The organism is Pseudomonas sp. FW305-3-2-15-E-TSA4 (assembly GCF_058787295.1).
Map to the genome: position 1 here is coordinate 245,322 of NZ_JBYSZP010000004.1, position 20,412 is coordinate 265,733.

23 protein-coding genes are annotated in these 20,412 nt (G+C 59.0%); 14 read left to right on the forward strand and 9 right to left on the reverse strand.

Annotated elements, in window-relative coordinates; genetic code table 11:
• The first annotated feature begins 107 nt into the window (after positions 1 to 107).
• From AC3WMV_RS07340 to AC3WMV_RS07370, 7 genes are all read left to right on the forward strand, one after another.
• On the forward strand, positions 108 to 677 hold the full coding sequence (locus AC3WMV_RS07340; RefSeq protein WP_103367379.1) for an electron transport complex protein RnfA: 570 nt from the start codon (positions 108 to 110) through the stop codon (positions 675 to 677).
• A complete protein-coding gene (gene rsxB, locus AC3WMV_RS07345) occupies positions 674 to 1,888 on the forward strand; it encodes an electron transport complex subunit RsxB (RefSeq protein ID WP_103367378.1) in 1,215 nt (404 codons plus the stop codon). Before AC3WMV_RS07340 ends, rsxB begins: the two co-directional genes overlap by 4 nt.
• On the forward strand, positions 1,875 to 2,858 hold the full coding sequence (locus tag AC3WMV_RS07350; protein ID WP_103367377.1) for an RnfABCDGE type electron transport complex subunit D: 984 nt from the start codon (positions 1,875 to 1,877) through the stop codon (positions 2,856 to 2,858). The genes rsxB and AC3WMV_RS07350 overlap by 14 nt, the downstream gene beginning before the upstream one ends.
• Positions 2,855 to 3,460: an RnfABCDGE type electron transport complex subunit G gene (locus tag AC3WMV_RS07355; protein WP_103367376.1), complete on the forward strand. Its 606-nt coding sequence runs from the start codon at positions 2,855 to 2,857 to the stop codon at positions 3,458 to 3,460. The genes AC3WMV_RS07350 and AC3WMV_RS07355 overlap by 4 nt, the downstream gene beginning before the upstream one ends.
• The gene (locus AC3WMV_RS07360; protein WP_103367375.1) at positions 3,457 to 4,038 is read left to right on the forward strand and encodes an Rnf-Nqr domain containing protein; all 582 of its coding nucleotides are present in this window, start codon (positions 3,457 to 3,459) and stop codon (positions 4,036 to 4,038) included. Before AC3WMV_RS07355 ends, AC3WMV_RS07360 begins: the two co-directional genes overlap by 4 nt.
• Positions 4,035 to 4,673 carry an endonuclease III gene (gene nth, locus AC3WMV_RS07365; RefSeq protein WP_003227707.1) on the forward strand — a complete coding sequence of 213 codons (639 nt, stop codon included), beginning with the start codon at positions 4,035 to 4,037 and terminating at the stop codon, positions 4,671 to 4,673. Before AC3WMV_RS07360 ends, nth begins: the two co-directional genes overlap by 4 nt.
• A gap of 107 nt (positions 4,674 to 4,780) precedes the next feature.
• Positions 4,781 to 4,960, forward strand: a complete 180-nt coding sequence (locus tag AC3WMV_RS07370; RefSeq protein WP_027612063.1) for a PA3496 family putative envelope integrity protein — start codon at positions 4,781 to 4,783, stop codon at positions 4,958 to 4,960.
• Between the two features lie 87 nt (positions 4,961 to 5,047).
• Here AC3WMV_RS07370 and AC3WMV_RS07375 read toward each other — a convergent pair whose 3' ends face one another.
• Positions 5,048 to 5,674, reverse strand: a complete 627-nt coding sequence (locus tag AC3WMV_RS07375; protein WP_003227711.1) for a response regulator transcription factor — start codon at positions 5,672 to 5,674, stop codon at positions 5,048 to 5,050.
• 505 nt (positions 5,675 to 6,179) lie between these two features.
• Here AC3WMV_RS07375 and AC3WMV_RS07380 point away from each other — a divergent pair.
• On the forward strand, positions 6,180 to 6,884 hold the full coding sequence (locus AC3WMV_RS07380; RefSeq protein ID WP_103367374.1) for a hypothetical protein: 705 nt from the start codon (positions 6,180 to 6,182) through the stop codon (positions 6,882 to 6,884).
• Positions 6,885 to 7,035: 151 nt separating this feature from the next.
• On the opposite strand, the gene AC3WMV_RS07385 is transcribed toward AC3WMV_RS07380, so the two are convergent.
• Together AC3WMV_RS07385 and AC3WMV_RS07390 are read right to left on the reverse strand one after the other, a co-directional pair.
• A complete protein-coding gene (locus tag AC3WMV_RS07385; protein ID WP_027612065.1) occupies positions 7,036 to 8,253 on the reverse strand; it encodes an argininosuccinate synthase in 1,218 nt (405 codons plus the stop codon).
• 129 nt (positions 8,254 to 8,382) lie between these two features.
• Positions 8,383 to 9,291: a flagellar protein MotY gene (locus AC3WMV_RS07390; protein ID WP_098965368.1), complete on the reverse strand. Its 909-nt coding sequence runs from the start codon at positions 9,289 to 9,291 to the stop codon at positions 8,383 to 8,385.
• Positions 9,292 to 9,451: 160 nt separating this feature from the next.
• Between AC3WMV_RS07390 and pyrC the strand changes: the two genes are divergently transcribed.
• Both pyrC and rnt read left to right on the forward strand, forming a co-directional pair.
• A complete protein-coding gene (gene pyrC / locus AC3WMV_RS07395) occupies positions 9,452 to 10,498 on the forward strand; it encodes a dihydroorotase (protein ID WP_095136952.1) in 1,047 nt (348 codons plus the stop codon).
• Positions 10,495 to 11,172 carry a ribonuclease T gene (rnt, locus tag AC3WMV_RS07400; protein ID WP_007963973.1) on the forward strand — a complete coding sequence of 226 codons (678 nt, stop codon included), beginning with the start codon at positions 10,495 to 10,497 and terminating at the stop codon, positions 11,170 to 11,172. The genes pyrC and rnt overlap by 4 nt, the downstream gene beginning before the upstream one ends.
• Positions 11,173 to 11,247: 75 nt before the next feature.
• Here rnt and AC3WMV_RS07405 read toward each other — a convergent pair whose 3' ends face one another.
• Positions 11,248 to 11,850 (reverse strand): peroxiredoxin, encoded by a 603-nt coding sequence (locus AC3WMV_RS07405; protein ID WP_007963972.1) that lies wholly within the window; start codon positions 11,848 to 11,850, stop codon positions 11,248 to 11,250.
• Between the two features lie 313 nt (positions 11,851 to 12,163).
• On the opposite strand from AC3WMV_RS07405, the gene AC3WMV_RS07410 reads away from it, so the two are divergent.
• Positions 12,164 to 12,382: a bacterioferritin-associated ferredoxin gene (locus AC3WMV_RS07410; protein WP_003227725.1), complete on the forward strand. Its 219-nt coding sequence runs from the start codon at positions 12,164 to 12,166 to the stop codon at positions 12,380 to 12,382.
• 200 nt (positions 12,383 to 12,582) lie between these two features.
• Positions 12,583 to 13,056 (forward strand): bacterioferritin, encoded by a 474-nt coding sequence (gene bfr, locus AC3WMV_RS07415; RefSeq protein WP_003227727.1) that lies wholly within the window; start codon positions 12,583 to 12,585, stop codon positions 13,054 to 13,056.
• Positions 13,057 to 13,188: 132 nt separating this feature from the next.
• On the opposite strand, the gene grxD is transcribed toward bfr, so the two are convergent.
• The 3 genes from grxD to plzR form a co-directional block, all read right to left on the reverse strand.
• The gene (gene grxD, locus AC3WMV_RS07420; protein WP_003227729.1) at positions 13,189 to 13,530 is read right to left on the reverse strand and encodes a Grx4 family monothiol glutaredoxin; all 342 of its coding nucleotides are present in this window, start codon (positions 13,528 to 13,530) and stop codon (positions 13,189 to 13,191) included.
• 97 nt (positions 13,531 to 13,627) lie between these two features.
• Positions 13,628 to 15,733 carry a molybdopterin oxidoreductase family protein gene (locus tag AC3WMV_RS07425; RefSeq protein ID WP_096795146.1) on the reverse strand — a complete coding sequence of 702 codons (2,106 nt, stop codon included), beginning with the start codon at positions 15,731 to 15,733 and terminating at the stop codon, positions 13,628 to 13,630.
• Between the two features lie 134 nt (positions 15,734 to 15,867).
• A complete protein-coding gene (plzR, locus tag AC3WMV_RS07430) occupies positions 15,868 to 16,158 on the reverse strand; it encodes a PlzR type 4 pili assembly inhibitor (protein WP_027612069.1) in 291 nt (96 codons plus the stop codon).
• Between the two features lie 403 nt (positions 16,159 to 16,561).
• Here plzR and argF point away from each other — a divergent pair, with 403 nt between their 5' ends.
• A complete protein-coding gene (argF, locus tag AC3WMV_RS07435; RefSeq protein ID WP_095136949.1) occupies positions 16,562 to 17,482 on the forward strand; it encodes an ornithine carbamoyltransferase in 921 nt (306 codons plus the stop codon).
• Positions 17,479 to 18,588 carry an ABC transporter ATP-binding protein gene (locus AC3WMV_RS07440; RefSeq protein WP_103367373.1) on the forward strand — a complete coding sequence of 370 codons (1,110 nt, stop codon included), beginning with the start codon at positions 17,479 to 17,481 and terminating at the stop codon, positions 18,586 to 18,588. Before argF ends, AC3WMV_RS07440 begins: the two co-directional genes overlap by 4 nt.
• Before the next feature lie 120 nt (positions 18,589 to 18,708).
• Here the strand turns inward: AC3WMV_RS07440 and AC3WMV_RS07445 are convergent, their stop codons facing one another.
• Entirely contained in the window at positions 18,709 to 19,491 is a 783-nt protein-coding gene (locus AC3WMV_RS07445; RefSeq protein WP_027612072.1) for a PhzF family phenazine biosynthesis protein, read from the reverse strand.
• A gap of 95 nt (positions 19,492 to 19,586) precedes the next feature.
• Positions 19,587 to 20,057: a Cys-tRNA(Pro) deacylase gene (gene ybaK, locus AC3WMV_RS07450; RefSeq protein WP_097086054.1), complete on the reverse strand. Its 471-nt coding sequence runs from the start codon at positions 20,055 to 20,057 to the stop codon at positions 19,587 to 19,589.
• Between the last annotated feature and the right edge of the window lie 355 nt (positions 20,058 to 20,412).

The window sequence follows — 20,412 nt, forward strand, 5'->3', positions numbered from 1 at the left end:
GGCATGTTCTGCAGGCCTGTGGGATTTTTCATATCTGACCCACCCATCGCGGGTGCCGGATAATGCCTAACCTTAAGTGACACCCGCCCGTTGCTGCCGGCAGAACCATGACCGAACTTGCGCTTACGCTGATCAGTGCCGCCCTGCTCAACAACTTCGTGTTGCACTGGCCGCTGGGTGTCGATCCGCTGCTGGCCGGCAGTCGGCGCCAAGTGCATGCGCTGGGGTTGGCGACGGCGTGCCTGATGCTGAGCGTCGGCTTCATCGGGTACGTGCTCTGGCACTGGCTGCTGGTGCCGCTGCAACTGCAGGCACTGCAGCTGTTTGTATTCTTGCCGCTCAGCGTGCTGCTGATCGCGCCGCTGCTGAAGCTGTTGGCTCGTGCGCTGCCAGACTGGCCGTTCGACGGACTGTGGCCGCTATTGCTGGGTAATGCCGGCGTACTGGGGCTGGCCTTGATCAACGCGCAAAATGATCGCGGCCTGCTGCAAGCAACAGCGCTGAGCATCGGCGCCGGGCTGGGTTTCTGGCTGGTGCTGAGCCTGTTCAGCGACTTGCGTGAACGCACGGCGGACAACGACATACCCCTGCCCTTTCGCGGCTTGCCGATCGACCTGATCGGCGCCGGACTGATCGCAGTGATTTTTCTCGGATTCAGTGGACTGATCAAAACATGAGTCTGATTCAACTCATCGATGCCCTCCTGCCGCAGACCCAATGCGGCAAATGCGGCCACCCCGGGTGCAAGCCGTATGCGCAAGGCATCGTCGATGGCGAACCGATCAACAAGTGCCCGCCCGGCGGTGACGAAACCGTCGCCGCCCTGGCTGAACTGTTGAACGTGCCGGTGCTGGAACTGGACGTCAGCCGTGGATCGGCACCGCCACAAGTGGCGTACATCCGCGAGGCCGAGTGCATCGGCTGCACCAAGTGCATCCAGGCCTGCCCGATCGACGCCATCGTCGGCGCGGCGAAACTGATGCACACCGTACTGATCGACGAATGCACCGGTTGCGACCTGTGCGTGGCGCCGTGCCCGGTGGACTGCATCGAAATGCACCCGCTGCCGCTCGGCACCTTGCCGGTGGTCGGTGGCCTGGCTTCCAGCCTTGAAGAACTGCGCGCACGCGCGGCCAAACGCGATCATGCGCGCCAGCGTTTTGAACGCCGCAACGCCCGCCTGCAGCGCGAAGAACAGCAGAAACAGGCTGAGCGCGAAGCCCGGGCGCAGCGTGCAGCGCAACCGGCGGTGGCCACCCTCGATCCAGTGCAAGCCGCTCTGGAACGGGTGCGCGCGCAGAAAGCCGCAACCGCCGACGCGGCATTGAAAAAAGCCAAGATCGATGTCGCCATGAGCCGCGCGCAATTGCACAAATCGCTGAAAGCCTTCGGCCATCCGCCGACCTTCGAACAGCAATCGCAACTGATCGTGTTGCAACAGCAGTTTGAAGCCGCCGAACAGGCGTTGGCGAAACTCGAAAGCAGCGCCGCCACCGCTCCAGCCGCTGCGGCCCCGGTTCCGGCGAAAGACGCCGACCTGAAACGGGCGAAAATCCAGCTGGCCATGCGGCGCGCCGAATTGAAAAAGGCCCAGACCGCCGAAGCGCCAGCCGAGCAAATTGCCACGCTGGAACAGGCACTGCGTGATGCCGAGCAAGCCCTTCACGCCGCCGAGACGGCGAGCGAGCAGCCTGCGCCTGACCTGGTGCGGGTGGAAAAGCGCCCGCTCGACAACCAGCTTCGCCAGTTGAAAACCGAACTGGCCTACGCCCGCGCCGACCTGAGCAAACTCGAACGCCGCGCCGACACGCCGAACAACATCCTCGACAAGGCCCGCGCCCGCCTGCAGGCCGCCGAGCGTCAGGTGCAAGATCATGTCGCCCCGTGAAGCACCGGATGATCGCCTGCAACAGGCGATGATGCGGGTGCTACTGGCCACGCTGCCGGGGCTGTTGGCGTTGTTCTGGTTTTACGGCTGGGGCGTGTTGATCAACCTGATCCTGGCGGCGAGCACCGCGCTGCTGATCGAGGCTGGCGTCGCCCGCCTGCGCCGACAACCACTGCAACCAACGTTCAGCGATGGCAGCGCACTGGTCAGCGCGACACTGCTGGCCGCCGCCATGCCACCTTATTGCCCATGGTGGCTGACAGTTACGGCGGTGGCTTCGGGCCTGCTGTTCGGCAAACATTTATACGGTGGCATCGGCAAGAATCCGTTCAATCCGGCCATGCTCGGTTTCGCCCTGGCGATGCTGCTGTTCCCGCAGCCAATGACCCACTGGCCGGCGCATGGCATGAGTCTGCAGACCGCTTTTGCACAGGTCCTGAATCTGGGCCAGGCTCCGGATGCCTGGGTTCAGGCCACCGCGCTGGACAGCCTGCGCATCAACAAAAGTCTGACCATGGATGAATTGTTCGCGGCCAATCCGGCATTCGGCCGTTTCGGTGGACGCGGCGTGGAGTGGATCAATCTGGCGTTTCTCGCCGGTGGACTGTTTTTATTGCAGCGCCGGGTGATTGCCTGGCAAGCGCCAGTTGGCATGCTGGCCAGCCTGTTTTTCGTCAGCCTGCTCTGCTGGAACGGTTCGGGTTCGGATTCCCACGGCTCGCCGCTGTTTCATCTGCTGAGCGGCGCGACCATGCTCGGTGCGTTTTTCATCATTACCGAACCAGTATCCGGCGCCAAAAGTTCGCTGGCCCGACTGCTGTTCGGCGTGGGTGTCGGCTTGCTGACCTACCTGATCCGCACCTGGGGCGGCTACCCGGACGGTGTCGCGTTTGCCGTGTTGCTGATGAATCTGTGTGTACCGGCTCTGGAACGTTTTGCCGCTGCCCGCCAGACGCAGGTGCAATCATGAGCCGCGCAGCTGCTTTCGTGGCGCTTGTGCTGCTGGCCGGTGCCGGTCTCGGCCTGACCTATGTCGTGCAGCGCGCCAGTGCGCCGCAGATTGCCAGCGAGCAACGCCTGCTCGACAGCCGCAAATTGCTGGATCTGATCGCGCCCGATGCCTACGACAATCAGCCGCTGGAGCAGCCGCTGGCGCTGACTGATACAACGTTGAGCCACAGCACGCTGCTGGCAGGTTATCGCGCAAGCAAATCCGGTCAGCCGGTGGCAGTGTTGTTGCGCACCCAGACCGAGGGCTATGCCGGCGCTATCGAACTGCTGATCGCCATCGATGCCAACGGCAGACTGCTGGGGGTAAAAACCCTGCGGCACAACGAAACCCCGGCGCTCGGCGGACTTATCGGCGACTGGCCGAACCACTGGCTGGCGACATTTACCGGCAAGTCGCGCAACGCACCTGACGACGCAGGCTGGGCGCTGAAAAAAGATCAGGGACAGTTCGATCAACTGGCCGGGGCAACCGTCACTTCCCGGGCCACCGTCAATGCCATTCATGACGCCCTGCGTTACTTTGATGAGCACCGCGCAACCTTGCTGGGGAGCGGATCATGATCCGGCCAACGAATCTGACAAACACGTTGATGTTGATGCTGCTGCTTGGCACCAGCGCGACCTTGGCTGGCGCGCTGGGCATGCTGTTGATGTCGGGCGTTGTGGTGGTGGTTTACGGCGCATGCATCGGCCCGCTGCGCTCGCGGTTGTCTGGCAACAACCTGATGCTGGCCAGTCTGCTGCTGGCCGCCACCCTGACCAGTTGCGCCAATATCCTCGCGCAGCGCTGGGCGTTGCAGTGGCAACAGTCAATCGGAATCTATGCCGGGCTGATCGCCTTGCAATGCGTAGTGCTGGAATACAATGGATTCTTTCGTCAGGCATTTGGCCTGCGCCTGACGTTTTTTGGCCTGTCGAGCGGGCTGCTACTGGCGCTGTCGGTACTGCGTGAACTGTTCGGTCAGGGCCACATCGGCCGTGGCCTGTCGGAACACTGGCAAGGCCTGGTTCTGTTCAGCGACGGGCTGCACTTGCTCACCCTGGTTCCCGGCGCCTTCATCGTGCTCGGACTACTGCTTGCCGCCCGCCAGGCCTGGACCCGCTCGACCGCTCTCTCCAAGGAAACACATCACCCATGAATGCCGCCAAACGTCTGGAAATTTTCCGCAGACTTCATGAAGACAATCCCGAGCCGAAGACCGAGCTGGCCTATTCCTCACCGTTCGAGTTGTTGATCGCGGTCATTCTTTCGGCGCAGTCAACCGACGTCGGCGTCAACAAGGCTACGGCCAAACTGTTCCCGGTGGCCAATACCCCGGCGGCGATCCACGCGCTGGGCGTCGAAGGGCTGTCCGAATACATCAAGACCATCGGCCTCTATAACAGCAAAGCGAAAAACGTGATCGAGACCTGTCGCATGCTGGTCGAGTTGCACAATGGCGAAGTCCCGCAGACGCGTGAAGAACTGGAAGCGCTGCCCGGCGTCGGTCGCAAGACGGCCAACGTGGTCCTCAATACCGCTTTTCGCCAGTTGACCATGGCGGTCGACACGCACATTTTTCGCGTGAGCAACCGCACCGGCATTGCCCCGGGTAAAAATGTGGTTGAAGTGGAAAAGAAGCTGATGAAGTTTGTGCCAAAAGACTACCTGCTGGACTCCCACCACTGGCTGATTCTGCACGGTCGCTATGTGTGCCTGGCGCGCAAGCCACGCTGTGGCAGCTGCCGCATCGAAGACTTGTGTGAGTACAAACACAAAACCTCGGACGATTGATTGGCTATTGGAATAATTGATTCTTCGATTGAAAAAATCTTTTTTACCCGCAGCAGGAATATCGATATAAGGAGCGCCAAAGGCAGTCTTAGCCTGGAGTTCACCTTATGACTGACAGCAAAGAACAACTGGACGTAGATGAAGATTTTACCGTTGTGGATACCGACGACGCCGAACCGGTGGTCGAGGTCGCCAAGACCAATCTGAGTAAACGTCGCACCATCGATAACCTGCTTGAGGAGCGCCGACTGCAAAAGCAATTGGCCGATTACGATTTTGATCTCTGACACTTGAAAGCCTCCCGAACCGGAGGCTTTTTACTTTCTGCTGAATCCGACACTGAGCGGCCCATGCCCCGTCGGTATTCCTGATCATCAGACCAGTCCGTTGCGTTGTGCCAATTCAATCAGATCCACCAGCGAGCGGGCATTGAGCTTCAATAACAGACGGGTCTTGTAAGTGCTGACCGTCTTGTTGCTGAGAAACATGCCGTCGGCGATTTCCTTGTTGGTCTTGCCACGCGCCAATTGCTGCAACACCATCATTTCCCGCCCGGAGAGGCGATCCACCATATCGGCCTCACTGGCATTACCAAGACTGGTACGCACGGTGTGCAGGGCCTGGTTTGGAAAATAGCTGTAGCCGGACAGTACCGCTTTGATCGCACTCAGCAACTCAGTCAAATCCTGTTGCTTACATACATAACCCGCAGCACCTGACTGCATGCAGCGCATTGAAAAATGACCCGGTGCCTGGGAGGTCAACACCAGTACTTTCAACGGCATGGGTGTCGAGTTCAGACGCGCAATAACTTCAAGACCATCGAGTTTCGGTATTCCAATATCCAGAATAACGATATCCGGCATCTGTTCACGCGCAAGTTGCAAAGCATCCACACCATTATCCGTTTCTGCAATGACTTCGTAGCCATGACGCTCCATCAGCATACGCACAGCAAGACGAATGACGGGATGATCATCCACGATCAGCACTTTATTCATGGGCAAGTCCAGTTTCGCTGTTCGAATTTTTAGAGCACGCACAATAGCCCAGTCACTTCTGACATGGCACAAGAGAGTTTCATTGCAATCCCAGCAAAAGACATTCCCTACAGCAAATAAAGATTATTCCTACAAAAAAACCCATACAGGCGATTTTCAAATGGGACGACGCATCTCCTGGCCTTCACATCGACGCGAAAAACATGACGTCCTGAACACCACGCGAACTGTTCTTTCTAGGCAGACGGCTCAGCGAGCGGCTGAAAAAACGCGATAATCCATTGACTGCACATCGCTACTCAGCGCCAGCCCCGGCAGCTTATAAGTTTAAATAAACAACGTGAAAATAATCAAAAACCCTTTGATAGATCAACATCTGAAACAAGATACTTCTATCCAAACGTTATCATTTAATATAAAAATTATCTCGACCAGCAAGTTGCAACACCCCATACAAAACAACTCAACATACGTATTGGAAACACACAATTAATGAGCACCTTCCATGATAAAAATCAGAAGAAAAATTACCAATCCCATGACTGTAATTGCGATATTTGCATTTATTTCCGAATCGTCGGCTGCCATTTCTTTACCCTTTCTTGATAACGCCGAAAGAGAAGTCTACATCTGGTTCCTGATCAGCTTTCCGTTTTACTTGCTATTGCTATTCTTTTTAACGCTGAACTTCAACTACCGTTCGCTCTATGCGCCCTCGGACTTCGATAAGGACGACAGTTTTCTAAAAAGTTTCGAGGAGTTGAAACAGCCCGAGCTCCACTCCTGTTCGCCTCCAGCAAGAGCGTCTGTGGTAGGCGAAGTATCAGCTGCCAACGGATTGGAGTGGACGTTGTCTGTACATAGCGTTGACCTCAGGCAACTCCCTCCTTGCAGCGCTGGCGAATCCTGCCCGGAGCGACCGTGGATTGAGCACAACATTCAGCTGCCTAAATCCATCGGCACATTGTGCGCCATAGACGTACGTCGCTTGAGTAGCGCACAGGCGTTCAATGCGCTGGCAGAACACTTTCCGCATCTTGGCAAACACTCAGCCAAGGCAGTGGTATTTTTGACCGACTCTGCGTGCGACGTTTTGCTCAAGCAAATTATCCCGACCCTTATCAAACAGTCGAAAAAAAGCGGAGGCGCCAAACTTCTCGTTGCTTACAACGTAAGCACACAAACCACCACGGTTTTGAGAGGAGCATGAGCGCAGAGTAGATGCCTGAAGTGGACATTCAAGAAAATGCTGGAGTTGGCGGCAATGACCAAAGCTCTGGATTAACGTCAGACAAACACAGAAAAAGAAAATGGCGGCATTGTCATTGAGACAAGCCGCCATTTTTACAGCCCGGCAAGGCTTAGAACAGCTTGCGGCCTTTGTTGGCAGCAATGCGCATGCGCAGCGCGTTGAGCTTGATGAAGCCCGCCGCGTCGGCCTGGTTGTAAGCGCCGCCGTCTTCTTCGAAGGTCGCGATGTTGGCGTCGAACAGCGAATCGTCGGACTTGCGGCCGGTAACGATCACGTTGCCCTTGTACAGTTTCAGGCGAACCACACCGTTCACGTTGACCTGCGAAGCATCGATCATCTGTTGCAGCATCAGACGCTCCGGGCTCCACCAGTAACCGGTGTAGATCAGGCTGGCGTATTTCGGCATCAGCTCGTCTTTGAGGTGAGCGACTTCGCGGTCCAGGGTGATCGATTCGATGGCGCGGTGCGCGCGCAGCATGATCGTGCCGCCCGGGGTTTCGTAGCAGCCACGGGACTTCATGCCCACGTAACGGTTTTCAACGATGTCCAGACGACCGATACCGTGAGCGCCACCGATCTTGTTCAGCGTTGCCAGTACGGTGGCCGGAGTCATTTCGACGCCGTCCAGCGCGACGATGTCGCCGTTGCGGTAGGTCAGTTCCAGGTATTGCGGGGTGTCAGGAGCCTTCTCCGGGGAGACGGTCCAGCGCCACATGTCTTCTTCGTGCTCGGTCCAGGTGTCTTCCAGCACGCCGCCTTCATAGGAGATGTGCAGCAGGTTGGCGTCCATCGAGTACGGGGACTTCTTCTTGCCGTGACGCTCGATCGGGATCGCGTGCTTCTCGGCGTAGTCCATCAGCTTCTCGCGCGACAGCAGGTCCCACTCACGCCATGGCGCGATCACTTTGACGCCAGGCTTGAGTGCGTAGGCACCCAGTTCGAAACGCACCTGGTCGTTGCCCTTGCCGGTGGCACCATGGGAAATGGCATCGGCGCCGGTTTCGTTGGCGATTTCGATCAGGCGTTTGGCGATCAGCGGACGTGCGATGGAAGTACCCAGCAGGTACTCGCCCTCATAAACGGTGTTGGCGCGGAACATCGGGAACACGAAGTCACGCACGAATTCTTCGCGCAGGTCGTCGATGTAGATTTCTTTGACGCCCATGGCCTGAGCCTTGGCGCGAGCCGGCTCGACCTCTTCGCCCTGACCCAGGTCAGCGGTGAAGGTCACCACTTCACAGTTATAAGTATCCTGCAGCCACTTGAGGATCACCGAAGTGTCCAGGCCGCCGGAATACGCCAGAACGACCTTGTTTACGTCCGCCATGCCATCACTCCACGGGGTTCTACGGAAAGCCGAGGAGTCTACCGCTCAAATCCGATAATTTACAGAGGCGCGACAGCTTAAGACGACAAAGCGACAGAATCTGTCGACAGCGCGACGATGACCGACGGGTCAGGAAGTCGCCGCAGCGTTGGCAGGTGTGCTGGCTTGCGGTGCTGGCGCGGTAGTCGGCGCGACTCGCGCGAGCTTCACGCTGACCCGGCGATTCTTCGCCCGGTTGGCCGCATTGTTGTTCGGCACTAGCGGGTACTGCTCGCCGTGGAAACGCACGGTGATCTGCGATTCGGCGATGCCGTTGGCCTTGAAAAAGTCGACCACCGCCAGCGCGCGACGACGCGACAGCTCACGGTTGGTCAGACGGTTGCCGCTGTTGTCGGAATAGCCATCCAGTTCGATGTGATTGACCGTCGGATCGGCCTTCATGAACTCGAGCATCACCTGCAGCCTGGCTTTGGCGGCGGCATCCAGATCGGTGCCTTCGCCGGGGAAGCCGATCTGCGATTGCTTCACCTGATCGAAATTCTGCGGCAGCAACTTCGCCACACACGTCTGGTAATCATTGAACGCTTTGCTGAACTTCACCGGCAGCAGACGCACTTCCGAAACCCGGCCATCGCCGGACGCACGGCGCACCACCGGACTGCGACCGTCCAGCAAACCGCTGATCAGCCCCCCGGCTTGGGATTGCGAACTGTTGAACAGCACATTGCCGGTGCCGATCCTGACGCTGCCCAGATTGATGTCGTTGCGCCCCGGCTGCCATGGCGCCGCCGCGGCAAGCAACGTCGCCGAACCGCCGCCGAGCATGGCGTTGTAGGCATTGAGGCGGAATATCGCCTGCTCGCCGGCTTTGCGCACGAACTGGCCCGAGCCGAAATCGGTGATCGGCTGGGTCAGGCGGCACTCGAACTTGTCGCCCTCGACCGTCCACTCAATGTTCTCCAGACGCGTCTGGTAGGTCAGCGCCATCGCGGGGAGGCTGGCAAACACACTGAGCAAGGCTAAATATCGCTGGCGCACGGGAGGCTCCATTGGCTTCTGTAACACAAAGACCGATTCACACTATGTTTACGGCATACCTACGGGATATCGGAAGGTTCCTGCAAAACTTGATAGCGGGTGCCTGCAAGAGTCTTTTCCGGTAGCATTCCCCTCAGTTTGACCCGCCTGGAATCCCCTCATGTCCGACCGCCTGACCCTGCTGCGTCCCGACGACTGGCACATTCATCTTCGCGATGGTGCCGTGTTGACCAATACCGTTGCCGATGTTGCGCGCACCTTTGGCCGCGCCATCATCATGCCCAACCTGGTACCACCGGTGCGCAACGCCGCTGAAGCCGACGGCTATCGCCAGCGGATTCTCGCTGCCCGCCCGGCCGGCAGTCGTTTCGAACCGCTGATGGTGCTCTACCTCACCGACCGCACCCAGCCCGAAGAAATTCGTGAGGCCAAGGCCAGCGGTTTCGTGCACGCCGCCAAACTGTACCCGGCCGGCGCCACCACCAACTCCGATTCCGGCGTGACCAGCATCGACAAGATCTTCCCGGCGCTGGAAGCCATGGCTGAAGTCGGCATGCCGCTGCTGATCCACGGCGAGGTCACCCGTGGCGATGTCGACGTCTTCGACCGCGAAAAGATCTTCATCGATGAGCACATGCGCCGTGTGGTCGAGCGTTTCCCGACGCTCAAAGTGGTGTTCGAACACATCACCACCGGCGACGCCGTGCAGTTCGTCAACGAGGCTTCGGCCAACGTCGGCGCCACCATCACCGCGCATCACCTGCTGTACAACCGCAACCACATGCTGGTGGGCGGGATTCGGCCGCACTTCTATTGCCTGCCGATCCTCAAGCGTAATACCCATCAGGAAGCCCTGCTCGACGCCGCCACCAGCGGCAGCGCGAAGTTCTTCCTCGGTACCGACTCGGCGCCGCACGCCCAGCACGCCAAGGAAGCCGCCTGCGGTTGCGCCGGCTGCTACACCGCGTACGCCGCCATCGAGCTGTATGCCGAAGCCTTCGAACAGCGCAACGCGCTGGACAAGCTCGAAGCGTTCGCCAGCCTCAACGGCCCGCGTTTCTACGGTCTGCCGACCAACACCGATCGCATCACCCTGGTTCGCGAAGAATGGACCGCCCCGACCAGCCTGCCATTTGGCGAGCTGAACGTTATCCCGCTGCGCGCCGGTGAAAAACTGCGCTGGCGCCTGCTGGAGGAACACGCGTGAGTGAAGACCATTTCGACGACGAACTGGACGGTCAAGGTGGCGGCGGCGGTTCCCGTCACCCGATGGCAGCACGTTTTCGCGGTTACCTGCCGGTTGTCGTCGACGTAGAGACCGGTGGCTTCAACTCGGCCACCGACGCTCTGCTGGAGATTGCCGCGACCACCATCGCCATGGACGAAAAGGGTTTCGTTTACCCGGACCACACCTACTTCTTCCGCGTCGAACCTTTCGAAGGCGCCAACATCGAAGCGGCAGCGCTGGAATTCACCGGGATCAAGCTCGATCACCCGCTGCGCATGGCGGTCAGCGAAGAAACTGCGCTGACCGACATCTTCCGTGGCATCCGCAAGGCGCTGAAGGCCAACGGCTGCAAGCGCGCGATTCTGGTCGGCCACAACAGCAGCTTCGACCTCGGCTTCCTGAATGCTGCGGTTGCGCGTCTGGACATGAAGCGCAACCCGTTCCACCCGTTCTCCAGCTTCGATACCGCGACGCTGGCCGGTCTGGCTTACGGTCAAACCGTGCTGGCCAAGGCCTGTCAGGCAGCGGACATCGACTTCGACGGCCGTGAAGCGCATTCGGCGCGTTACGACACCGAGAAGACCGCCGAGCTGTTCTGCGGCATCGTCAACCGCTGGAAACAGATGGGCGGCTGGGAAGACTTCGACGACTGATCCTCGTTCGGGCGAATCCCGCGCATAAAAAAACCGGCCACATGGGCCGGTTTTTTTGTACCGCGACGTTGCGCCTTACAGGGCAGCAGCGTTCTCGGTCAGGTAAGCCGCAACGCCTTCTGGCGAAGCGTTCATGCCTTTGTCACCTTTTTTCCAGTTGGCAGGGCAGACTTCGCCGTGCTCTTCGTGGAATTGCAGCGCGTCGACCAGACGGATCAGCTCTTCCATGTTACGGCCCAGCGGCAGGTCGTTGATGATCTGCGAGCGGACAACGCCCTTGTCGTCGATCAGGAACGCGCCACGGAAAGCCACGCCGCCTTCGGACTCAACGTCGTAGGCCTTGGCGATTTCGTGCTTCATGTCGGCAGCCATGGTGTATTTCACCTGGCCGATGCCGCCATTGTTGACCGGAGTGTTGCGCCAGGCGTTGTGGGTGAAGTGCGAGTCGATCGACACGGCAACCACTTCCACGTTACGCGCCTTGAAGTCAGCCATGCGGTTGTCCAGAGCGATCAGCTCGGACGGGCAGACGAAGGTGAAGTCCAGTGGGTAGAAGAACACCAGGCCGTATTTGCCTTTGATGGCCGAGGACAGGGTGAAGCTGTCAACGATCTCGCCATTGCCGAGTACGGCCGGGACGGTGAAGTCTGGGGCTTGTTTGCCTACGAGTACGCTCATGGATATCTCCTGGTGAATAACTTGAAGTTCAGGGCCCGGGCCAGCCTGCCACCCTGAGGCGACAGCCCTGTGACACGAACCCTCTTCGCAAGGGCCGACCATCATACACTGCGTTTTTCGCCTGTCCTTAACGGTTTTTTGCCCAAGGCGGATAACGGACCAGCATTTTCGGGGCCAGGCAATTCGCCATTAATCACCGTTCGTCAGTGACCGGCCTTTCGATCGAAAACCATTCAGAAAGCACTTTGACAATCATTCTCGTTAACATTAAGATCCATCGCAATTGAGTCACAACCAGCGACGGTTCTCACTTATGTATGTTTGTCTCTGCACTGGCGTCACCGACGGACAAATCCGCGAAGCGATCTATGAAGGTTGCTGCAGCTACAAAGAAGTCCGCCAGGCCACCGGCGTCGCCAGCCAATGCGGCAAATGTGCGTGCCTTGCCAAGGAAGTGGTTCGCGAAACCCTGACCAAGCTGCAAACCGCTCAGGCTGCGATTCCCTACCCCGTAGAATTTACCGCGGCATAATCACCCCTATTTCAAAAAACCGGACATATGTCCGGTTTTTTTATGCCTGCAAATCAAGCGCTTAGGCGCTAGACGCGGAACACAAACATTCTTATTCAGATTTAATTTCATTTATTATTCAATAACTTAGGTTTGACACTTATAAATACCAAGCTCAAACTCCGCCTTATATACAGCTAATACAGGGCAGGACTCCCATCATGAAAGGCGACATTACAGTCATCCAGCATCTCAACAAGATCCTTGCCAATGAACTGGTCGCGATCAATCAGTACTTCCTGCATGCACGCATGTATGAAGATTGGGGCCTGAACAAGCTGGGCAAGCACGAGTACCACGAATCCATCGACGAGATGAAACACGCGGACAAGCTGATCAAGCGCATTCTGTTCCTCGAAGGCCTGCCGAACGTGCAGGATCTGGGCAAGCTGCACATCGGCGAGCACACCCAGGAGATGCTGGAATGTGACCTGCGTATCGAGAAGACCGGCCACGCCGATCTGAAAGCCGCCATCGCCCATTGCGAATCGGTTGGCGACTTTGGCAGCCGTGAACTGCTCGAAGACATTCTCGAATCCGAAGAAGAGCATATCGACTGGCTGGAAACCCAACTGGGCCTGATCGATAAAGTCGGTCTTGAGAACTATCTGCAATCGCAGATGGGCGAAGAGTAAATAAGCGCCCGCTGAATTCGCGACACTAAAAAGCCCCGCCCTCTTTCGAGGTGCGGGGCTTTTTATTGGCAAATCCCGGATCAGATGCAGATCCCTGTGGGAGCGAGCTTGCTCGCTCCCACAAAAACCGGATCAGGCTTCGGACTTGGCCGCAGCAGCCTTGGCCGATGCTTCCTTGACCAGAGTCTGCAGCTCACCGTTGGCGAACATTTCAGCCATGATGTCGCTACCGCCGACCAGCTCACCGCCGACCCACAGTTGCGGGAAAGTCGGCCAGTTGGCGTACTTTGGCAGGTTGGCGCGGATTTCCGGGTTCTGCAGGATGTCGACGTAGGCGAACTTCTCGCCACAGCCCATTACAGCCTGCGCAGCTTTCGCGGAGAAGCCACACTGCGGGGCATTCGGCGAGCCTTTCATGTAAAGCAGAATGGTGTTGTTGGCAATCTGCTCTTTAATCGTTTCGATGATATCCATGGAGCACCTCGGCTGAACTTTCCGACTCATGGGTCGGCACGGTGACGCATTGTAACGGAATCCCGAGCGCCATGCTCGGTCTCCCCGACGGTCTCGTTCAGGCCGCTGCCACCGTCACCGGTACGCCATTGAGCGCGGCGTTACCCGACAACTCGTCGAGCTGGCATTCATCGGTCAGGTCGTTGGCACTCGATCCCGGCTGCCCACTGGCGATTGCCATTTGCACGCCCGGCCGAGCATGTCCCCAACCGTGCGGCAGGCTGACCACGCCCTTCATCATGTCCAGACTGCCGAGCACCTCGACCTCGATCTGCCCTACCCGCGAGCTGACGCGAACTAACTGACCATCGTTGAGCCCCCGGCTGGCGAGGTCATCCGGGTGCATCAGCAATTGATGTCGTGGCTTGCCCTTCACCAGACGATGGTAGTTATGCATCCACGAATTGTTGCTGCGCACATGGCGCCGGCCGATCATCAACAGCTCATCAGCGGCCGGCGCCTGCAAGGCCGCAAAGCGTGCGAGATCAGCGAGAATTTCCGGCGGCGCAGCCTGCACCCGTTGATTCGGCGTCTTGAGGCGTGCAGCCAGATTAGGCTTCAACGCCCCAAGATCAATCCCGTGCGGATGATCGAACAACGTCGCCAATGACAGCTTTTGCTCGGACGCATCGCCATACAGGCCCATGCGCAGGCCCATGTCGATCATCTTCGCCGGCGGCATCGTCGGTTTCAGCTCCTTGCCGGTCTTCTCGGCAAACGCCTTGGCCAGGCCGACAAAGATCTCCCAGTCGTGTAATGCGCCCTCGGGCTTGGCGAGAATCGCGCGGTTGAAGCGGGTGACGTTGCGTACCGCGAACAGATTGAAAGTAGTGTCGTAATGATCGTTCTCCAGCGCCGAGGTCGACGGCAGAATCAGATCGGCGTAGCGCGTGGTTTCGTTAATGTACAGGTCGATGCTGAGCATGAACTCCAGACCATCGAGCGCCTGCTCCAGTTGCCGGCCGTTCGGTGTCGACAACACCGGATTGCCGGCCACGGTGATCAGCGCACGAATCTGCCCTTCGCCTTCGGTGAGCATCTCTTCAGCCAGCGCCGCCACCGGCAGCTCGCCGCCGTACTCGGGGCGCCCGGAGACCCGGCTTTGCCATTTGTTGAAATGCCCGCCCGAGGTCGATGCCACCAGATCCACCGCTGGCTCTGTGCACAAGGCACCGCCGACGCGATCGAGATTGCCAGTCACCAGATTGATCAACTGCACGACCCAATGGCATAGCGTGCCGAAGGCCTGAGTGGAAACGCCCATCCGGCCGTAGCAAACAGCGCTTGGTGCAGCGGCGAAGTCCCGGGCCAGTTGGCGGATCTGTTCAGCGGGAACGGCGCACAGCGGGCTCATGGCTTCGGCAGTGAACGTGGCGACGGCTGCGCGCACTTCATCAAGGCCATCAACCGGCAAGTGACAGTCACGGGTCAGCCCTTCGCTGAAAAGCGTATTGAGCACCCCGAACAAAAGCGCCGCGTCGCCACCCGGCCGCACAAACAAGTGCTGATCGGCGATAGCTGCCGTTTCGCTGCGCCGTGGATCGACCACCACCACTTTGCCGCCGCGGGCCTGAATCGCCTTCAGGCGTTTCTCGACATCCGGCACAGTCATGATGCTGCCGTTCGATGCCAGCGGATTACCGCCGAGGATCAGCATGAAATCGGTGTGATCGATGTCCGGGATCGGCAACAGCAAGCCGTGGCCGTACATCAGGTAACTGCTCAGGTGATGCGGCAACTGATCAACCGAAGTCGCCGAGAAGCGGTTGCGCGTCTTCAGCAGGCCGAGAAAGTAATTGCTGTGGGTCATCAGCCCATAGTTGTGCACGCTCGGGTTGCCCTGGTAGACCGCCACCGCATTCTGCCCGTGACGCTCTTGAATCGCCGCCAGACGCTCGGCCACCAGCGCAAACGCCTCGTCCCACTCGATCGGCAGCCATTCGCTGCCGACCCGGCGCATCGGCTGGCGCAGGCGATCGGGATCGTTCTGGATGTCTTGCAGGGCTACGGCCTTGGGGCAGATGTGCCCACGACTGAACGTGTCAAGCGCGTCACCCTTGATCGAGGTGATCGCGACGTTGCCATCGGTTTCGGTGGTCTCGATGGTCAGACCGCAGATGGCTTCGCACAGGTGGCAGGCACGGTGATGGAGAGTCTTGGTCATGGCCAGTCTCTGTCTTGTTCTGGGCAGGCAATCAGGCCCGCGGGAACAAAACTATGGCCCCGGCGCAGATCCTGCGCCAGCGACGTTCGTCTTGTGAATCGACGGTTATCAGGCGAGCCGATACACCGCCATGCTCAGTTCGACGGCAGCTGCGGCGGCGCGGCCAACTGAATTTCCTGAATGGTTTCGATCTGCTCGTGGGCGACGTGCACGCCGGTGAGTTCGCCGATCAACCGCCAGTGCTCGTCGAGCCCGGCACTGATGGTCGCCATGCGATCGATCATGTGGCGGCCGGCGGTCTTGACCACTTCGTCCTCGCTGCGCAGCAGCTCGAAAGACATCGAAGTGACCGACGCGGTGAGATGGGTCAGTGAGCGAGCTGTGTGGCCCAGCAGTTCCATTAACAGTTTTTCTTTCGATTCCATGCGGAGGCTTCCTGCGTCGCTCGAAACTTATTTATAACCCAGCACTTTGCTTTAGCAAATGTTTCAGTCTGAGCATCCGACCAAGTGATGGCATGGCGCCACGGTCGTAAACCGACCTGGTCGACGTGATCCCCGCCACGCCGCATTGCCAAGCCCCGCGAGGCCGGTGTACAAAGAGGCTCGCTGCTGTCCTGAACCCGGCTTCAAATGCGTACTGCAACATCCCGTGCGCTCTCCGAATCCCGCAAAAACCGTAGCCTATTGGCGTAACGCGACATTTAGTGTCAATATCGCGCCTTCCCCTATTTCGTCGCCCCGTGCGGCTTACGCCGCAGGTCTCGCCCGTTGTTCCGTTAAACAAGGCTTTGAGCATCTGCGGTCTGTAGCAAAAAGGTAGTCAATGATGAGCGCAAGGCACTTTCTCTCCCTGATGGATTGCACGCCCGAAGAGCTGGTCAGCGTGATCCGTCGAGGCGTTGAGCTCAAGGACCTGCGTAACCGCGGCGTACTGTTCGAGCCCCTGAAAAACCGCGTCCTGGGGATGATCTTCGAGAAATCCTCGACCCGTACCCGGATCTCCTTCGAGGCCGGCATGATCCAGCTCGGCGGCCAGGCGATCTTCCTGTCGCCGCGTGACACCCAGCTGGGCCGTGGCGAGCCGATCGGCGACTGCGCCATCGTCATGTCGAGCATGCTCGACGCGGTGATGATCCGTACCTTTGCCCACAGCACCCTGACCGAATTCGCCGCCAACTCGCGCGTGCCGGTGATCAACGGCCTGTCCGATGACCTGCACCCGTGCCAGTTGCTGGCCGACATGCAGACCTTCCTCGAGCACCGCGGCTCGATCCAGGGCAAGACCGTGGCCTGGATCGGCGACGGCAACAACATGTGCAACAGCTATATAGAAGCGGCGATCCAGTTCGACTTCCAGTTGCGCGTTGCCTGCCCGCAGGGCTACGAGCCTAATCCTGAATTTGTCGCCCGCGCCGGCGATCGCGTGACCATCGTCCGTGATCCGCAAGACGCCGTGCGCGGTGCGCATCTGGTGAGCACCGATGTCTGGACTTCGATGGGTCAGGAAGAGGAAACTGCCAAGCGCCTGAAGTTGTTCGCTCCGTTTCAGGTGAACCGCGCCCTGCTCGATCTGGCGGCCGAAGATGTGCTGTTCATGCACTGCCTGCCGGCGCACCGCGGTGAAGAAATCAGCCTCGACCTGCTTGATGACCCGCGTTCCGTCGCCTGGGATCAGGCAGAAAACCGTCTCCACGCACAGAAGGCCCTGCTCGAGTTCCTCGTCGAACCGGCATATCACCACGCATGAGCCATGAATTACTGCTGAACCTGCGCAACCTCGCTTGCGGCTATCAAGATCAACGCGTGGTGCAGAACCTCAATCTGCACCTCAACGCCGGTGACATCGGCTGCCTGCTCGGCTCGTCCGGCTGCGGCAAGACCACCACCCTGCGCGCGATTGCCGGTTTTGAACCGGTGCACGAAGGTGAAATCACCCTGGGAGGCGAAACCATTTCCAGCGCCGGTTTCACCCTGGCGCCGGAGAAACGCCGGATCGGCATGGTGTTTCAGGATTACGCGCTGTTCCCGCACCTGAGTGTTGCAGACAACATCGCCTTCGGTATCCGCAAGCACCCGAACAAGGAGCGCGTCACCGAGGAGCTGCTGGAACTGGTCAATCTGAAGAATCTAGGCAAGCGCTTTCCCCACGAGTTATCGGGTGGCCAGCAACAGCGTGTCGCCCTAGCCCGGGCACTGGCGCCGGAGCCGCAATTGCTGCTGCTCGACGAGCCATTCTCCAACCTCGATGGCGAACTGCGGCGCAAACTCAGCCACGAAGTGCGCGACATCCTCAAGGCCCGTGGCACCAGTGCGATTCTGGTGACTCACGATCAGGAAGAAGCCTTCGCCGTCAGCGATCACGTTGGCGTGTTCAAGGAAGGTCGTCTGGAGCAGTGGGACACGCCCTACAACCTCTACCACGAGCCGGCGACGCCGTTTGTCGCCAGCTTCATCGGTCAGGGTTATTTCATCCGCGGCCAGCTCGGCAGCCCGGAATCGGTTCAGACCGAACTCGGCGAACTGCGCGGCAACCGCGCCTACACCTGGCCGGTGGGCGGTGCGGTGGATGTGTTGCTGCGTCCGGATGACATTGTTTATGCGCCGGACAGTCGGTTGAAAGCGCGGATCGTCGGCAAGACGTTCCTGGGTGCCTCGACCCTGTATCGCCTGCAACTGCCGACCGGTGCGCAGCTGGAATCGATCTTCCCGAGCCATGCCGACCATCAGGTGGGTGCGGAGGTGGGAATTCGCGTCGCCGCCGAACACCTCGTCCTGTTCCAGGCCAGCGGCAGTACCGCGGCACAAATCCCGGCGGTGGAAAACGGCGTCCGCCGCTACAGCGCCGCCCTCTGATCCGCCCGGATCAAAACTGTGGGAGCGGGCTTGCTCGCGAATGCGCTGTGTCAGTCAACGAAGAGGTCGTCTGACACCCCGCATTCGCGAGCAAGCCCGCTCCCACAGTTGGTTTTGGGTTCAACCCAGGATCAGCGTGCCGCTGGCCACCAGCGTCGCATTCCCGCCGATCTTCACCCGCTCCCCCTCCAGCCGACAGAACAACTCCCCGCCCCGCGCCGAACGCTGGCACGCGGTCAAACTGGATTTGCCCAAACGTTTCGACCAATACGGAATCAGGCTGCAATGCGTCGAGCCGGTCACCGGATCTTCGTTGATGCCGATTGCCGGGGCGAAGTAGCGCGAAACGAAATCGTGCTGATTGCCGCGCGCGGTCACGATGGCACCGAGCCACGGCAGTTTTGCCAGTGCAATCATGTCCGGCGTGCAGTCGAGAACTGCCTGCTCCGACTCCAGCACCACAAACAATTCATTGGAACCGAGCACATCCACCGCCTCGACGCCCAGCGCGCGCTCGACATCCAGCGTCACGCCAATTTCTGACGGCACAATCGACGGGAAGTCCAGCCACAGGCGATCGCCCTCGCGGCTGACGCTAAGCGGCCCGGACTTGCAGATGAAGTCCAGCCGCTCGGCATTTTCCTTGTAGACCTCGAACAACACATAGGCGCTGGCCAGTGTGGCATGCCCGCACAGTGGCACCTCGGTGGTCGGGGTGAACCAGCGGATGTGCCACGCCGCGCCTTCGCGCACCACGAACGCGGTTTCTGCCAGATTGTGTTCGGCGGCGATCTTCTGCATCAAATCGTCCGCGAGCCATGCATCGAGCCGATACACCATCGCCGGGTTGCCACTGAACGGCCGATCACTGAACGCATCAACCTGATGAAATTCGAGCTGCATAACCTTCTCCCTAAGTGAATCGGCAGAGCATGCAGCCACGCTGCGCTCAGCGCCAGTGACAGAACCGGGCAATTTTCTTCATACAGAACGCAAGTTCATGCACGACCGATGTCGGCAAATTTGGCTTGGGTGTGTTCAGCCAGAACCGCCGGCGCCAATTCGACTTCCAGACCGCGTCGGCCAGCACTGACATAAATAGTCGCAAAGCCCTGGGCCGAGTTATCGATGAAGGTGCGCAGACGCTTCTTCTGCCCCAGCGGACTGATGCCGCCTAACAGGTAACCGGTGGAACGCTGCGCCGCAGCCGGGTCAGCCATTTCGACTTTCTTGACGCCCGCCGCGTGTGCCAGACCTTTGAGATCAAGACTTCCGACGACCGGCACCACCGCCACCAGCAATTCACCTTTTTCACTGGCAGCGAGCAGCGTCTTGAACACCCGCGCCGGCTCCAGCGCCAGTTTCTCGGCGGCCTCCAGCCCATAGGACGCGGCCTTGGGATCATGTTCGTAACTGTGCACGCGATGTTCGGCACGAACTTTTTTCAACAAGTCCAACGCAGGGGTCATGGCAGCTCCAGGTTCGGCATCAACAGAAAAATCCTGCGCCGGATTCTAGGCCATCACCTCGCAAAAGGCTCTAGCGCAAGCCCCGTTTTCCGGGCTTTGCAGGCAAATCGCCGGGCTACCGCCTCCTTCCTCCGCAGGATCATTCAGCAGGCTGATAGTTTAATTGTGACCGACGGTTCACTTTCGACCTTTGACAGGTTTGTTTCTTGTCTATATTTTTTCGAATCTGAATAATGTAAGAATTATCATCACCGCAGCACCCAGCAGTAAACCGGGAACAGGATGGGGATCCTGCCCCGGGGAAAATCGCGCCTTGCCCTGACGGCAAACGCGCCAGACAACAACAAAAATCGAG